The sequence below is a fragment of the Granulibacter bethesdensis genome (assembly GCF_001889525.1).
Taxonomy (GTDB): Bacteria; Pseudomonadota; Alphaproteobacteria; order Acetobacterales; family Acetobacteraceae; genus Granulibacter; species Granulibacter bethesdensis_C.
The window spans coordinates 2,639,917-2,653,655 of the sequence record NZ_CP018192.1 but is presented as its reverse complement, the minus strand read 5'-3'; the positions used below and the strand labels follow the sequence as shown (position 1 = coordinate 2,653,655).

The window sequence follows — 13,739 nt, the reverse complement described above, 5'->3', positions numbered from 1 at the left end:
AGGGTGAAGCCTTTTTCGCAGCAAAGCGACCCTCATGCCCGACGCGCCATCTTCTTCGTCCTCCCTGCTGCCGCCGGTCGCAGACAACCGCGTCCGCATCCCCGCCGCCGAAACGCCCAGCAGTAACGATCTGCGTGCTGTGGTGATCGGCGTGGTCGTGGTGGCGGCGCTGTATCTGGGGCGAGAGGTGCTGGTGCCGATCACGCTGGCCGTGCTGCTCAGCTTCGTACTGTCGCCGCTGGTCTCGGTGCTGCGCCGGCTGTGGATGCCGCGCTTTATCGCGGTGGTGCTGGCCGTCTTGCTGGCTTTGGGCATCATTCTGGCCTTGGGCGGTCTGATCGGCACCCAGTTGGCGCAGCTGGCTGATAACGTCCCACGCTATCAGTCCACGATCCTCGACAAGGCGGACATGTTGCGGGATTGGGCGATGATCCGTGCCGGGCATCTTGCCGAGCGTTTTGGTTCATTCGGTCATGAGCGGAGTGCTGCCCCATCTTCTTTGCAGACTGAATCTCACCCTCCGAAAGAGTCTGTGATTCCTCCGGCTCGCTCAGCGCCTGATCATGGGACTCCGCTGTTGCCCCAGCGGCGGGATGGCGGCGATCTGCACGCTTCTCCGGGTAGGGAGGATCAGCCGGTTCCCGTGATGATCGCGCCAGTCAACCCGTCGCCACTGGAAATCGCAGAACGGTATCTGTCGCCGATCATTGCCCCGCTGGCATCCACGGGAATCGTGTTCATTGTCGCAATTTTCATGCTGATGAGGCTGGAGGATCTGCGAGACCGGATGATCCGCCTGTTCGGTTCGTCCGACTTGCACCGTACAACTCTGGCGATGGACGATGCAGCCAGTCGGCTCAGCCGATATTTTTTGGCGCAGCTTGGATTGAATGCGGCTTTCGGTCTGATCACCGGGCTTGGTCTGTGGATGATCGGGGTGCCCAGCCCGGCTTTGTGGGGAGTGATCGCCGGGCTGATGCGGTTCGTGCCTTATATCGGTACACCCCTGGCAGCCATTCCGCCGATCGCCCTTGCGGCGGCGGTTGATCCGGGCTGGAGCATGGCGCTGTGGGCGGCCGGTATGTTTCTGGTGGCGGAAAGCATGATGGGGCAGGTGGTGGAGCCTTTGCTCTATGGTCATTCGACCGGGCTGTCGCCTCTGGCGGTCATGCTGTCGGCGATTTTCTGGACTTGGCTGTGGGGGTCAATCGGGCTGATCCTGTCCACGCCGTTGACAGTCTGTCTGGTGGTGATGGGGCGGCATATCCCGAAACTGGAATTTCTGGATGTTCTGCTGGGAGACAGGCCGGCATTGACACCGGTGGAGAGTTTTTATCAGCGCATGCTTGCCGGTGATTCCGACGAGGTCCAGGACCATGCCGAGATCCTGCTGAGGGAGCGGAGCCTGTCTTCCTATTACGATGAAGTCGCGCTGAAGGCGCTGCAACTGGCCGGCAGAGACGCCCAGCGCGGTGTTCTGGCGCCGGATCGGGTAGAAGTCATCCTTCAGCAGGTGCGGGATCTGACTGATGAGCTGGCTGATTTCGATGATGAAGCCCTGTTGCCTGAAGAAACGGGGGTGCGCATGGCCGAGACGTCTGCTTTACCACCGGATACGCATGTCGAGCCTGTTTCGGCTGGATCCTATTCAGTTGTCTGCGTCGCGGGGCGGGGACCACTGGATGAGGGGGCTGCTATCATGCTGGCTCAGCTGATGGCCAAGCATGGTCTGCCGGCACGGGTTCTGTCACGCCATGCTGTGCGGGGCGTCCGTATTGCCCAGACGGATCTGGGTGAGGTCGATCTGGTGTGCGTTTCCTATCTGGAAGTCACCAGCCGCCCGGCCCATCTGCGCATGCTGATGCAGCGCCTGCGCACCCATGCCCCTCATGCGAAGCTGATGGTCGGGCTGTGGCCGACGGGAAACTCGATTCTGTCTGATGAAGCGCAGCAGGAAATGATCGGGGCGGATTACTATGTGACCTCATTACGGGATGCAGTGCGGCAGGCGCATGCGGCAGCGCTGGAGCATCAGTCGGGAATGGCGGCATGAAACGTATTCTTGCTATTCTCAAGGATGCGGCGGGGGGTTACCTCGCCGATAACTGCCTCAGCCGCGGGGCGGCAATTGCGTATTACACGGTGTTTTCGATGTCGCCGGTGCTGGTGATCGTCATTGCCGTGGCAGGCACCCTGTTCGGTGAGGATGCCGCGCGCGGTGCGATCGTCAGCCAACTGGGCGGTCTGATGGGCAAGCAGGCCGCCGAGGCATTGCAGGCCATGATTGCCAGTGCCGGACGGCATGGTGCGGGACCGATTGCGACGGTGATCGGCATCGGGACATTGCTGATAACGGCCAGCGGTGTGTTCGGTGAAATTCAGGCGACGCTGAATGTGATCTGGCGGGCGGAGCCGCCACGCTCCACGGTCGGACAATTGGTCAGGGTCAGATTGCTCAGCCTTGGGTTGGTGATGACGATGGGTTTTTTACTGATGGTCTCGTTGGTGGCCAGTGCGGTGCTGGCCGCTATCGGCGATTGGCTCGACAGTTTTATTCCGGAAACCAGATTACTGCTGCAACTGGCCAATGCCGCCATGTCCTTTTTCATCATCGCCCTGATCTTCGGGGCAACCTACAAAATCCTGCCGGACCGGGTGATTGCATGGCGTGATGTAGGGATGGGGGCTGTGACGACCGCGCTCCTGTTCAGCGTCGGCAAGATGCTGATCGGCATGTATATCGGCTCCAGCAATGCGGCGACTTCTTATGGCGCTGCCGGGGCGCTGGTGATCATGCTGCTGTGGGTTTATTACTCCGCGCAGATTTTCCTGTTCGGGGCCGAGTTGACCCGCGCCTATTCCGATGATCGGCACGCCCGCCGACAGGCAGGTATTGCACCGGACACGTTAAAGGCGTAGGAACATTGTTCCTATACTTATGCCTGTAAAAGGGTGGCCCACGGGCCGCCCTTTTTCTTTCTCGGACGTATGACCATATGAGTGTGGCGCAAACTCCTCTCGAACAACGTATTGCCGGATTGATCGCTCCCGGTCTGGCCGATATGGGATTCGAACTGGTGCGTGTGGCCGTGCTGGGGCGGGAGCAGCCCACGGTGCAGATCATGGCTGATCGTGCCGACGGTTCCCTGATCGGCATCGACGATTGCGAGGCTATCAGCCACGCAGCCGGCGCGCTGCTGGATGTGGAGGATGTGATCCAGTCTACCTGGAATCTGGAGGTCAGCTCCGCAGGGATCGACCGTCCGCTGACCAGGGTGAAGGACTGGGTGCGTTTTGCCGGTCATCTGGCAAAGGTCGAGATGTCGATTCCCGGCCCCGGCGGTCGCCGGCGCTTTGCCGGCACGGTGCTGGGGGCTGACGAAACCGCTGCTCGTCTGCGGCTGGATGACGGCGAGGAAGTCAGCCTGCCGATGGATGGGCTGAAGAAGGCTAAACTGGTGCTGACGGATGCATTGATCGACGCCACCGCCCAGGACGCAGGCGTGGCCGATTCTCCGCAGCAGCCGAATTGATAGAGGACCGCATGGATACGGCGATTTCCCGTCCCGAACTGCTTCTCGTCGCCGATGCTGTGGCGCGGGAAAAGTCGATCGACCGAGAAGAAGTGCTCGAGGCGATGGAGCAGGCCATCCAGAAGGCTGGTCGTGCGAAATACGGGCATGAAAAGGATATCCGCGCCACCATCGATCGTAAAACCGGTGATGTGCGCCTGTCCCGCTGGACCGAGGCGGTCGAGGTCGTGGAAAATGAGGAAACTCAGATCCCGATTCATATCGCCCGTAAATTCAAACCCGATATCGAGCTTGGCGGTCATCTGGTCGATCCCCTGCCGCCGATCGATTTCGGGCGTATTGCCGCGCAGACCGCCAAGCAGGTGATCGTACAGCGCGTGCGCGAATATGAGCGTCGCCGTCAATACGACGAATTCAAGGACCGCGTGGGCGAGATCATCAACGGTGTGGTCAAGCGGACCGAATACGGCAATCTGATGGTTGATCTTGGCAAGTCCGAAGCGCTGCTGCGCCGTGACGAGCTGATTGCCCGTGAAAGCTTCCGTAATGGCGATCGCGTGCGGGCCTATATCTATGATGTGCGTGAAGAGCCGCGCGGCCCACAGATTTTCCTCAGCCGCACGCATCCGAATTTCCTGGCCAAACTGTTCGCGCAGGAAGTGCCGGAAATCTACGATGGCATTATTGAGATCAAGGCAGTTTCCCGCGATCCCGGCAGCCGTGCGAAAATGGCGGTGATCAGCCGTGACCAGTCCATCGACCCGGTCGGCGCCTGTGTCGGTATGCGCGGTAGCCGCGTGCAGGCGGTGGTGGCCGAGTTGCAGGGCGAGAAAATTGATATCATCCCCTGGAGCCCGCAGGCCGCGACCTTCGTGGTGAACGCGCTTGCTCCGGCTGAAGTCACCAAGGTGGTGATGGATGAGGAAGCAGGCCGCGTTGAAGTCGTCGTGCCGGATGACCAGCTCAGTCTGGCAATCGGTCGCCGTGGCCAGAATGTCCGCCTCGCCAGCCAGTTGACCCGTTGGGATATCGACATCCTGACCGAGGCCGAGGAAAGCGAGCGCCGTCAGGAAGAATTCCGCAAGCGTACCAGCCTGTTTGTTGATGCGCTGGATGTCGATGACGTGATCGCCGGCCTGCTGGTGACCGAAGGCTTCACGACGGTCGAGGAACTGGCTTTCTCGCCGCTGGAAGAACTCAGCGAAATCGAGGGCTTTGACGAGAACGTGGCGGAAGAGCTGATCCGCCGCGCCGAGGTCGATCTGACCCGCCGTGCGAATGAGATGGATGACAAGCGCAAGGCGCTGGGTGTTACCGACGAGATCGCCGATATCGAAACGTTGACGCCTGCCATGCTGGTGGCGCTGGGTGAAAAGGGCGTCAAAACCCTGGATGATCTGGCCGATCTGGCCGGTGACGAGTTGGTGGAAATCGTCGGCAGCGATGCCATGGATGAAGAGACAGCCAACGAGATCATCATGGCTGCCCGCGCCCATTGGTTCACCGATGAGGAACAGGAGGCTGACCACGCCTGACGTGCCCCTAGTACCGGACGATTCGCCGCTGGACAACGCGGATGATGAGCAGGACGAGCGGGGGCCGCTGCGCCGTTGTGTCGTGACGAGGGCGCAGGGTGAACGCGCCCGCATGCTCCGTTTTGTCATTGGTCCTGACGGCTCGGTGGTCCCCGACCTGACGGCAACCCTGCCGGGCAGGGGAATATGGTTGAGCGCACGGCGCGATGTGCTAGAAACAGCCCAGCGCCGGGGTGCTTTCGCCAGGGCTGCGCGCGCACAGGTGGTTGTTCCGTCCGATCTGACCGATAGGGTGCGGCACGGCCTTCTACGACGGGTTACGGATTGCCTTGGTCTGGCGCGCCGCGCCGGGCAGGCAGTGGCGGGTTATACCAAAGCCCGCGAATGGCTGGTCGCCGGTCGGGCGGCGCTGATTGTGCAGGCTGCGGATGGCAGCCGGGACGAAAGGGCGCGTTTCCTGTCGGGACAGAGGACCGTGCCGGTCATCTCGCCGCTGAGCGGTGAGGAACTGGGACGGATATTTGGCCGCGATCATGCTGTGCATATCGCGGTTACGCCGGGGGCTCTGGCCACGCGGCTGGAGATTGAGGCGGAACGGTTGGCCGGACTCACCGGCGACACGATTGAGGGTTAAGGCGTTAGATGAGCGAAGGCAACGATCAGGACGCGGGCAAGGGCCGGCTGTCGCTTCGGCCAGCTGGCCGGATGGAGCTGGGCCGTACCGTGGATGCCGGATCCGTGCGGCAAAGCTTCAGCCACGGACGTTCGAAGGTTGTGCAGGTTGAGGTCCGCAAGAAGCGCGGATTGCAGCCCGGCACCCCTTCGGCCCCGGAAGGCGGCAGCAGCAGCGCACCCGCCCCACAGAGTGGTAATGCCCCACAGGGTACGCCACGCAGCGGTGGTGGTAATCGCGGCTCCGGTCGTGGTGGTGCCGGGGGCGCAGGCCGCGCTCTGACGGCGCAGGAACTGGCTATTCGCCAGCGCGTGCTGGAACAGCAACGTATCGAGGCCGCGCGCCGTGAGGTGGAGCGCCGCGAGCAGGAGAAGATCTCGATCCTCTCTGCTGCCGAGGAAGCACGCCGCCGCGAGGAAGAAGCCAAACGCGCCGCTGAAGAAGAGGAACGTCGCAAGGAACAGGAAGAGGCCGACCGGATTGCCGCAGAAGCGGCCCGTAAGGCCGCTGAATCCGCGCCGCCGGCCGAGGCTCCTCCTGTGCCTCCTCCGGCCCAGCGTGAGCGTACGGCTGCCCCTTCTTCGCGGTCTGCCCCCTCTCGCACAGCACCGTCGGACGATATTCGTCGTCCCTCCCGCCCCGCGCCGATTCCCTCCAAGGTTCCTGTTGCAGCACCGTCCGCTCCGCAGACGCTGCGTCTGCGGGAACGTGGGGATGAGGGTGAGGAAGAACGCAAGCCGCGCCGTGCAGGCGGTGGCGGTGCACCTGCACCGCGCAAAGCGGCCGCTCCGGTTGCGAAAAAAGCCGTTGCTGAGCCGCGTCGTGGTGGCCGCATCGATGTGCGTGCTGCGATCGAGGGGGAGGATGAGCGCACGCGTTCCATCGCCTCTATGCGTCGTCAGCGTGACCGTGAACGCCGTCAGGCGGAACTGGAGCGTCTGCGCGCTGATCAGCTGAAAGTGGTGCGCGATGTCGTGCTGCCGGAAACCATTGCGGTGGGTGAGCTTGCCAACCGTATGGCCGTGCGGGCTGCCGATGTGATCAAGCAGCTGATGCGCATGGGCATGATGGCCACTGTGACCCAGACCATCGACGCCGATACCGCCGAACTGGTCGTTCAGGAATTCGGTCATCGCGTCCGTCGCGTCAGCGAAAGCGATGTGGAAGTCGGTCTGGAAGGGATCAGCGATATCGACTCCGATCTTCAGCCGCGGCCACCTGTGGTCACGGTCATGGGGCATGTCGATCATGGCAAGACCTCGCTGCTCGATGCGCTGCGTGCCACCGATGTGGCGGCGGGCGAAGCGGGCGGTATCACCCAGCATATCGGTGCGTATCAGGTGACTCTGCCCTCCCGGCAGAAGCTGACCTTCCTGGATACGCCCGGCCATGAAGCCTTCACGGCCATGCGCTCTCGTGGTGCATCGGTGACGGATATCGTCGTGCTGGTGGTGGCGGCGGATGACGGCGTGATGCCACAGACGATCGAGGCCATCAAACATGCCAAGGCCGCGAACGCGCCCATCATTGTCGCCATCAACAAGTGCGACAAACCGGGTGCTAATCCGGGCCGCGTCCGTCAGGAACTGCTCCACCACGAAATCGTGGTCGAGGATATGGGCGGCGATACACAGGATGTCGAGGTTTCGGCCCTGAAGCGCCAGAATCTGGACAAGCTGGAAGAGGCCATTCTGCTTCAGGCGGAAGTGCTGGATCTGAAAGCCAATCCGGATCGGGCCGCTGAAGGCACCGTGGTGGAAAGCCGTCTGGATCGTGGACGCGGTCCGGTGGCCACCGTGCTGGTACAGAAAGGCACGTTGCGTCAGGGCGACATTGTCGTCGCCGGGGCGGAATGGGGCCGCGTGCGTGCCATGCTGGACGATAAGGGCCAGCAGATGAAAGAAGCCCTGCCTTCGACACCGGTCGAGATTCTCGGTCTCGCCGGGGTTCCGTCGGCGGGCGAGCCTTTCGTTGCGGTGGAAAACGAAAGCCGGGCGCGGGAAATCAGTGAGTTCCGTCAGCGCAAAATCCGCGAGAAAATGGCCGCCGGTATTGCCGCTGGTCGTGGCACGCTGGAACAGATGCTCAGCCGCATTCAGGCTGGTGCGCAGAAAGAAGTTGCTGTTGTCATCAAGGCCGATGTGCAGGGCAGCGCGGAGGCAATTGCCTCCACCGTGCAGAAGCAGGAGCACGAAGAGGTCAAGGTCCGCACCCTGCTTTCCTCGGTCGGCCAGATCAGCGAAAGCGATGTGCAGCTGGCCAAGGCTTCCAATGCCGTGCTGATCGCCTTCAATGTGCGTGCAACCAATCAGGCGCGTGAGCTTGCCCAGCGCGAGGGCGTCGATATCCGTTACTACTCCATCATTTATGAAGTGGCGGATGATATCGAGGCGCTGGTACGCGGCAAAATCGCGCCGAAACAGCGCGAGAAATTCTTGGGCTATGCCGAGATCCGCAAGGTTTTCGAAATTACCAAGGTCGGCAAGGTCGCTGGCTGTATGGTGACCGAAGGTGTGGTGAAGCGTGGCTGTGGCGTGCGTCTGCTGCGTGACAACGTTGTCATTCACACGGGTGAATTGAGCCAGTTGAAGCGCTTCAAGGATGATGTGAAGGAAGTGGCCCGCAATTACGAATGCGGTCTGTCCTTTGCAGGCTACAATGACATCAAGGAAGGCGATGTCGTTGAATGCTATGAGACGGAGCTTGTTCCCGCTTGAGCAGCCGTCCGCCCTCCTCCTCCGGGCCTGCCGGTATACCGAAAGGTGCGCCATCCCAGCGTCAGCTGCGTGTAGCGGAAGAAATCCGCCACGTGCTGGCCGGGGTGTTCGCACGCCAGGAATTCCGGGACCCGGAATTAGCCACGACCACTTTTACAATCAATGAAGTGCGGATCAGCCCGGATTTGAAACATGCCACCGTGTTCATCTCCCGTCTGGGCAGCAGTGAGATCGAACCGCTTCTGCCTAATCTGAAGCGTGTTGCGACCTATTTGCGTGGAGAAGTGGCCAAGGTGATGCGGCTGCGTTATGCGCCAGAGTTGCATTTCCAGCCAGACTCGGCTCTTGAGTACGCGATGCATGTGGATTCCCTGCTTCGCCGTCCAGAGGTTAAGCGGGATCTCGACGAATAAGCCTGTAGGGTTCTGCGAATCGTAAAAAGGTCAGACAAAAGCGTCTGGCCTTTTTTGTATTCAGGTTTCTGAAAGGATCAGATCAGGCTGGTATGGCCAGTGGTTGTTGCCGCTTCTGTTTTCTGACCGGTTTCGGCGATGAGATTACAGGAGACGTGGTTTCGGGAACCGGCTTTTCCGTGACCCGAACACTGAAATATTTGCAGCCATCGTCTTCACGCAAAACGTGATCCTGCGTCACATAGCTAAGATTGGGGTTATAGAAAGGATCACCGTTTTTCAGGATCGCAGCATGACGTTGCAGCAGATAATCGGTGTCTTCCGGATGCATCACCTGCTTGGTCTGGCTGCGCGTGGCGCTTTCATAATGGAACAAAACCGTGGCGCCATCATACAGCACTTTCAGATTGGCTTCCCGGACCCGCAAGCAAAGATCGGTATCGTTGAATCCAACGCCGAATCTGGGCTCGAAACCACCCAGTTGATCGAATACGGATTTCCGCATCATCAGACAGGCCGCGGTAACAGCAGAATAATCTCGTACTGAACTCAGGCTGCAATTATAGCCGAGATTGCGACGCCCCTTGTCATTCAGATAGGCATCGACAAACTTGAAGGCATGATCGGCGGATTCATTGAATCCCATGATTACACCCGCATGCTGCACACGCTTGTCGGGATACAGCAGCAATGCGCCGACAGCACCGACCTCCTGACGATTGGCAAGGCTGCGCATACGGTCGATCCAGTTATCCGTGATGGCTTCGACATCGTTGTTCAGGAACAGGACGAATTCACAATCATCCCCGTGCTTTTTCACGGCTTCATTATTGATTTTCGAATAGTTGAACGGGCCTTGATACGGCATCACGATATGCCGTTTGGCCAGGGCACGGAAATATTTCTGGCTTTCCGGTTCGGTGGATTCATGATCAACCACGACGATGCGGTAATCCACATCAGGCGGGGTGGTTCGCTCGATGGACTCGACCGCGGTTTGGACCAGATCGGCCTTGTTCTTGGTCGGGATAACGATCAGTACCCTGCCCTTACTTTTCGGCCAGTTGATGCGGAACTGATTGAACCATACCCCTTCCTCGACCGTCGCACCGGTTTTCAGGCGATCAAGATGCGCCTGAATGGCTTTCTGCGTGGCCTCCATAACCTGCTGTTTCTTGGAATGGCCGGTGCTGCCGCTATGGGTACGCCAGCGATACAACACCCGTGGAACATGGGCGATGGTGCGGGCATGTTCGATGATTCGCAGGACGAAATCCACATCCGCTGAAATCGCCATGCTTTCATCCCACCCGCCCAGCTGGTGGGCCACCTCGCGTTTCAGGCAGAGCATATGCACGATATAGGGGTGGGACAGATAATAGTCATGGGAGAAAGCAGGCCTACCACGTACTTCGGCAATGCTGGCAATGTTTTCATCCGTGGTGGCTTCATCAGAATAGATGAAATCAGCCCGTGTTTCTCCGGCTGCTTTCAGCAGATGATAGACGGCATCAGGCTCCAGATAATCGTCATGATCCATGAAGGTGACGTATTGTCCGGATGCGGCACGCAGGCCGAAATTCGTGGCCCGTGCAATGCCGACATTGTTACCCGTGCGCAGGATACGAATGCGGGGATCCTGCTGTGCATAGGCATGCAGGATAGTTTCGACATGCGGCTCGGAAGAGGCATCGTTGATGCACAGCAGTTCCCAATTGTCGCACCATTGAGCGCGGACGCTGTTCAGGGCCTCGATCAGCCAATCCTGTGGTGTATTATACACCGGCATGACGATTGAAAGACGCACTGCACCGGCCCGATAATTCATCATCCGTTTCAGACGCGGCAGGACAGCAGGCGGAACATCCCGATGTGGCTGAAGATAACGCAGAATATGCTTGTTCTGTTGTGCGACCCGTGGTGATCCGATCAGGTATTGATCCGTTCCGGCAATACGCACCAGCACGTCCTGTCCGAGAAGGTCGAGCAGCTGTGCACCAATATCGATTTTGAACGCGCAGAGGCCATTATTATAGCCGGCGTCCAGCAGATCGCCACGAAACAGTTTGGCTTCCGCGGTGCCGATGATATTGCCGTTGCAGACGGCTTCCACCTTGACCGGTTTTTTCGGATTATCCAGATCAACGGCCCAACCATGGGCGGACATGCCATGCAGAATGTCGAAACAGCCGCGAATACTGGAAGGTGGCGTGGCCTGGAATGATCCATTGATCAGGGTCATTTCCGTTCCGGAGACGACGACGCGTGCCGGAGAGGGACCTTTGAATCCCGGTTTTGCCGTCAGGCTGAATGAAAAGGCGGAATGCCCATCACTGATTCCGGTCTGTTGCAGATCAGGTCGGAAATCATCTGCGATAATCTGCGACATGACCTCGTTATTGACGATCAGATCCAGTGCTACCCGGCGACCGGCCCCGGTCAGATCAATGGCCCAGCCGGATATCAGACCAGTCTGCACCAGATCCACGAAACCGAGCCATCCGATATCCCGTGCGGTGATAGTCACCGGGGCATGAATGACGGCTCCGGCAATACGGATGATGGTGATGATTTTTTCATCCGGCCGGCACATCAGGGAGAGGGGGATGTCGAACGTATAATGGGCGATGCGGGCGGTTTTTTTCTGCCGTATGGCGAAACCACGTGCGACGATCGTATCGTTTTCAGTGGTCAGATCGACCAGAAGCCGGTCTGCCAGAAAGGCGCTGGCGGAAAAGCGCCCGGTCAGCCGCCCGTCGCTCACAGTAGGTTCTTCAGCTTCAAGGCTGTAGAAATCTGCCAGGGAATAAGGGGCATCGAACAGAGACCGTCCGGAGGCGGGATCCAGCAGTTCAAGCGTCTGAAGAATCTGGGAATCCGGCAGAGCAATATCGGCGATGAGAGTGCCGCCTTTGCCGGGCTTGAGGGGGATGGTGGCGGTCAGTATCTGATCCAGCACGACGGAAGCGAATTCCGGCATTGTGGAGAGCATAAAAGGCTTAAACGTAATATTGAGGCCGGTTTCAACCCGCCTGGCTACGATCTTGCTTGTCAAAATCCGGCCTCATTTTCTTGATTGGCATCAAAACCCTCCATTAAAACAAGGGGGGGACGTCAGGCAGGTTTGAAACCATATTATGAATGTAATACTCAGAAAGACCCGGGAAAGGAGATTATTTTCTATTCTTGGCATTCTATGCTTTACCGCAGCGGGCGACCTTCCCGGTATCCTCTCAGCAGATAATGGGCGAAGGGATTAATCTGTGCGTCCCGGACATCTGGATTGGCATTCTGATAGGCTTCCGGGTCGAACGCGGCGTTGGGCTGCCGTCCTTCTCTCCAGCCAACGGTAAAGTAATGGTCAACGGGATCAATCCCGGCCTCGGCCACGTCAATGTAACGTGACCGGTAGAAATCTGGATCGAAGATCAGCACGTTCAGAATGTTTTCCACGGCAGGTGTGTCTCCGCCCCGCAATGAAATCACATTTGAGGGGGTTTCCGATGGCGGGGATTGCATGTCGCGAGCATTCAGGAACATTTTTTTCTTTTGCCAGACGGAAATAGCCATGGACTTGGCTCCTATGTTCGCGAACCAAAGAAAGCCAAAATCCTGTTTATTGGCAAGAAATTTCTAATAAAAAACAAATATAATTTTTTGGTTTTTATAGTGTTTATTTGTAAACTATCTGGATTATGAAAACTTAAGGTTGAACGTTCACGATTTTTATGCCGTGACAGTAAAACAATTCTGACACAATGAAGGGATTTCGCCTCCAGGGAGCATATCATCCCTGAAAACGAAATCCCGCGTGTCGAATGATCAGCGTGTTCTGCCTGTTTTGACAGGGACGGCTTTCGGTGCCGGAGGAAGATCTTCTTCAAGAATGGTCAGATGCACGGAATAGGAGGTTTCACCATCATCGGTGTCCTTGTGGATCGTGCCAATGACTTCATCCTGAACGGCCACTTCTACGGACAGTCCGGCCTTGGGCGGGACAATCAGTTGAATCCGGTCGGTGCCAAGCAGGCGGCGCAGGTAGGTCTGCACGCGGTCGATATCAGTACGGGTCATGGACATGAAGATCACTTATCGCTGTGAAGGAGAGCGATTTACCCAATCCTGGCCATCAGGGTCCAGCGTGGAAGGAGGAAATAGCCCTGTTCCAGCGTCTGTGGAGGATCATGACAGCGTGGGTGGACACCGGAAAGCGGTCGGTACAGCACCGGACCATGGAGGTATACCACGGATGATGTGAATGACGGTCCAGAGGCGGCAAGCGATTTCGGGGAAAGGCAGCTTGCTTATCATGCGACTGATCAGCCGCTGTTGGGGTCAGCTTCTAGACCGGATCAGCATTCGCTGCGACCAGGGCGCGCAGGCCGGACAGGATTGTATCCGCTGCAGGTGGACTGCCTGGAATGACCAGATCAAGAGGGATCTCTTCCATACTGCCGGTGCTGGCATAGCTTCCGTGCAGCAGACCATCCCCTGCGGCTCCGTCACCGACGGCGATGGCCCATCGCGGGCCTGGCATCACCTCCCATGCCTGATGGATGGCGCTCGTCAGGTTGCGACAGCCATAGCCGGTGATCAGCAGGATATCGGCATGCAGCGGCGAGCCGACAAACCGTAATCCATGACGAGCCAGCAGGCCGGGCGCGGCGCGCAATGCCTCCAATTCAAGCAGGCAGGCGCCGCCGCCGCCGCTCTCTGCGTGCAGGATGGACAGGGCCTGTCCCAGCCTTGGCCTTGCGCTGCTTCTGCGGCGGGCTATCAGCGCGGCGACGGTTTCCGTATGCGGCAGGCTGGCGGCATCCTCCCACAGCCCTGGATGGGAAGCACGAAGGGACGGAAACCATCTCATG

Annotated in this window: 11 protein-coding genes; 7 read left to right on the top strand and 4 right to left on the bottom strand. The window is 58.9% G+C overall.

Going from position 1 to position 13,739, the window contains the following annotated elements; translation table 11 throughout:
* The first annotated feature begins 34 nt into the window (after positions 1-34).
* From GbCGDNIH6_RS11960 to rbfA, 7 genes are all read left to right on the top strand, one after another.
* Entirely contained in the window at positions 35-2,053 is a 2,019-nt protein-coding gene (locus GbCGDNIH6_RS11960) for an AI-2E family transporter (protein ID WP_072564148.1), read from the top strand.
* Positions 2,050-2,919, top strand: coding sequence for a YihY/virulence factor BrkB family protein (locus tag GbCGDNIH6_RS11955; RefSeq protein WP_072564147.1), 870 nt, complete (start codon positions 2,050-2,052; stop codon positions 2,917-2,919). Before GbCGDNIH6_RS11960 ends, GbCGDNIH6_RS11955 begins: the two co-directional genes overlap by 4 nt.
* 77 nt (positions 2,920-2,996) lie before the next feature.
* Positions 2,997-3,533: a ribosome maturation factor RimP gene (rimP, locus tag GbCGDNIH6_RS11950; protein ID WP_072564146.1), complete on the top strand. Its 537-nt coding sequence runs from the start codon at positions 2,997-2,999 to the stop codon at positions 3,531-3,533.
* An 11-nt stretch (positions 3,534-3,544) separates the two neighbouring features.
* The gene (gene nusA / locus GbCGDNIH6_RS11945) at positions 3,545-5,068 is read left to right on the top strand and encodes a transcription termination factor NusA (RefSeq protein WP_072564145.1); all 1,524 of its coding nucleotides are present in this window, start codon (positions 3,545-3,547) and stop codon (positions 5,066-5,068) included.
* 28 nt (positions 5,069-5,096) lie between these two features.
* Positions 5,097-5,702, top strand: a complete 606-nt coding sequence (locus GbCGDNIH6_RS11940) for an RNA-binding protein (RefSeq protein ID WP_072564594.1) — start codon at positions 5,097-5,099, stop codon at positions 5,700-5,702.
* An 8-nt stretch (positions 5,703-5,710) separates the two neighbouring features.
* A complete protein-coding gene (gene infB, locus GbCGDNIH6_RS11935; RefSeq protein WP_072564144.1) occupies positions 5,711-8,458 on the top strand; it encodes a translation initiation factor IF-2 in 2,748 nt (915 codons plus the stop codon).
* Complete coding sequence (rbfA, locus tag GbCGDNIH6_RS11930; RefSeq protein WP_011633091.1) at positions 8,455-8,871, top strand: 30S ribosome-binding factor RbfA; 417 nt, start codon at positions 8,455-8,457, stop codon at positions 8,869-8,871. The genes infB and rbfA overlap by 4 nt, the downstream gene beginning before the upstream one ends.
* A gap of 82 nt (positions 8,872-8,953) precedes the next feature.
* Here rbfA and GbCGDNIH6_RS11925 read toward each other — a convergent pair whose 3' ends face one another.
* The 4 genes from GbCGDNIH6_RS11925 to GbCGDNIH6_RS11910 form a co-directional block, all read right to left on the bottom strand.
* Entirely contained in the window at positions 8,954-11,926 is a 2,973-nt protein-coding gene (locus GbCGDNIH6_RS11925) for a glycosyltransferase family 2 protein (RefSeq protein ID WP_072564143.1), read from the bottom strand.
* 146 nt (positions 11,927-12,072) lie between these two features.
* Positions 12,073-12,441 (bottom strand): hypothetical protein, encoded by a 369-nt coding sequence (locus GbCGDNIH6_RS11920; RefSeq protein ID WP_157692438.1) that lies wholly within the window; start codon positions 12,439-12,441, stop codon positions 12,073-12,075.
* Positions 12,442-12,693: 252 nt separating this feature from the next.
* Positions 12,694-12,945 (bottom strand): DUF3126 family protein, encoded by a 252-nt coding sequence (locus GbCGDNIH6_RS11915; protein ID WP_081370191.1) that lies wholly within the window; start codon positions 12,943-12,945, stop codon positions 12,694-12,696.
* A gap of 268 nt (positions 12,946-13,213) precedes the next feature.
* A complete protein-coding gene (locus GbCGDNIH6_RS11910; RefSeq protein ID WP_072564141.1) occupies positions 13,214-13,738 on the bottom strand; it encodes an NADH-quinone oxidoreductase subunit B family protein in 525 nt (174 codons plus the stop codon).
* Between the last annotated feature and the right edge of the window lies 1 nt (position 13,739).

Excerpts from the sequence above, each read along its gene's own strand:
- nusA (WP_072564145.1), top strand. The coding sequence starts at position 3,545 with ATGGATACGGCGATTTCCCGTCCCGAACTGCTTCTCGTCGCCGATGCT.
- rimP (WP_072564146.1), top strand. The coding sequence starts at position 2,997 with ATGAGTGTGGCGCAAACTCCTCTCGAACAACGTATTGCCGGATTGATC.
- GbCGDNIH6_RS11920 (WP_157692438.1), bottom strand. The coding sequence starts at position 12,441 with ATGGCTATTTCCGTCTGGCAAAAGAAAAAAATGTTCCTGAATGCTCGC.
- infB (WP_072564144.1), top strand. The coding sequence starts at position 5,711 with ATGAGCGAAGGCAACGATCAGGACGCGGGCAAGGGCCGGCTGTCGCTT.
- GbCGDNIH6_RS11960 (WP_072564148.1), top strand. The coding sequence starts at position 35 with ATGCCCGACGCGCCATCTTCTTCGTCCTCCCTGCTGCCGCCGGTCGCA.
- GbCGDNIH6_RS11955 (WP_072564147.1), top strand. The coding sequence starts at position 2,050 with ATGAAACGTATTCTTGCTATTCTCAAGGATGCGGCGGGGGGTTACCTC.
- GbCGDNIH6_RS11915 (WP_081370191.1), bottom strand. The coding sequence starts at position 12,945 with ATGACCCGTACTGATATCGACCGCGTGCAGACCTACCTGCGCCGCCTG.
- GbCGDNIH6_RS11910 (WP_072564141.1), bottom strand. The coding sequence starts at position 13,738 with ATGAGATGGTTTCCGTCCCTTCGTGCTTCCCATCCAGGGCTGTGGGAG.